We start from the raw sequence: 1,756 nt of genomic DNA on the forward strand, positions 1-1,756 counted from the left end.
ATGCTGGCGTGGTCGTACTTGTCGATGAAGACGGTGTCGCCGGGGCCGACGAGTCCGCCGATGACGCCGGTGTTGACGGCGTAGCCGGAGCCGAAGACCAGGGCCTGCTCGCGGCCGGCGCCGGTGCTGGGGCCATTGCTGGCTTCGGTGGCGGTGTCGGGGACGGTCCTGCCGTCGGTGCCGGTGCTGCCGCCGGTGCCCGTGCCGCTGTCGGTACCGGTGATGTCGGCGGTACCGGTACCGCTGTCGGTGCCGAGTTCGGCATGCGGGGCGGCGCTCTCGGTCAGGTGCAGTGTGAGCGCCGTGGCCCCGCGCGCGGCCAGGGCGGCGGCCACCCGGCCGATGTCGGCGGCGTCCGGTCCGGCGACCAGCCACGTACCGGTGGGCTCGGCGCCCGCCGGGTCCGGGACGGGCTCCCACCGCACGCGGTACTGGAGGGCGGCGGCCGGGTCCGACCCGGCCGTGCCCGGAGCGGCACCGGAGGGTGCGGCACCCGGCCGGGGCCAGTAGCGGGTGCGCTGGAACGCGGTGGTGGGCAGGGCCGGCCGCCCGGCCCCGGTGCCGGCGAAGACGGCCGTCCAGTCGGGAGCGGACCCGTGGACGAACAGCTCGCCGAGGGCGGCGGCGACGGTGTGCGTCTCGGGGCGCTCGCGGCGCAGTACGGGGACCAGCACCGCCTCGGGGTCGTCGCCGAGGCAGGCCTGGCCGGCGGCGCTGAGCACCCCGGAGGGGCCGAGTTCGACGAAACGGCGGACGCCGCGTTCCCAGAGGTGGCGCATGCCGTCGTGGAAGCGGACGGCCTCGCGGACGTGGCGCACCCAGTACTCCGGGGTGCGGATCTCGTCGGGATCGGCGGTGCGGCCGGTGACGTTGGAGACGACGGGGACGGCCGACGGCCGGAAGGTGAGCGTGCCGGCGATCCGGCCGAACTCGGCGAGCATCGGCTCCATGAGGTGCGAGTGGAAGGCGTGGCTGACGTTGAGGGGCTTCGTACGGTGCCCGGCCGCTTCCAGGGCGGCCGCGACCTGCTCGACGGCGTCGCCCTCGCCGGAGACCACGACGGCCCGGGGGCCGTTGACGGCGGCGATGCCGGCACCTGGCACCAGCAGGGCGCGGACCTCGTCCTCGGAGGCCTGCGCGGAGACCATGGCACCGCCGTCCGGCAAGGCCTCCATCAGCCGGCCGCGGGCCGCGACCAGGGTGGCGGCGTCGTCGAGGTCGAGCACCCCTGCGGCGTGTGCGGCCGCCAGCTCCCCCACCGAGTGGCCGAGCAGGTGGTCCGGGCGCAGGCCCCAGGAGGTCAGCAGCCGGAACAGAGCGGTCTCCAGGGCGAACAGGCCGGCCTGGGTGTAGAGGGTGCGGTCCAGGAGGGCGGCCCCCGGCGCACCGCCGGGGGCCGTTGCGGCCGCTGCGGCCGTTGCCGCCGTTGCCGCCGTTGCCGCCGTGACATCCGCTGCCGCCGCGACATCCGCGCCACCGAGGACCACGTCGTGCAGCGGCCGGTCCAGGGGCCGGTCGAGGGCGGAGCAGGCGGCGTCGAAGGCCTCGGCGAAGACCGGGTGGGCGGCGTACAGCTCACGGCCCATGCCGACGCGCTGGGCGCCCTGCCCGGTGAAGAGGAACGCGAGCCCCCCGGGGCGGCTCGTGCCGCGCCGGACGCGCGGGTCCTCGGCGCCGGCGGCGAGCGCGGCCAGGCCGTCGAGGAGTCCGTCGCGGTCGGCGGCGGGTACGGCGGCGCGGAGGTCGAGCGCGGCGC

1 protein-coding gene is annotated in these 1,756 nt (G+C 77.0%); it reads right to left on the reverse strand.

What is annotated here, in order from left to right:
• Nucleotides 1-1,756 (reverse strand): acyltransferase domain-containing protein (locus GPJ59_RS35990; RefSeq protein ID WP_219672324.1); only part of this gene is annotated, 1,756 nt, incomplete at both ends.

This window comes from Streptomyces bambusae (genome assembly GCF_019400985.1).
Lineage (GTDB): Bacteria > Actinomycetota > Actinomycetes > Streptomycetales > Streptomycetaceae > Streptomyces > Streptomyces bambusae_A.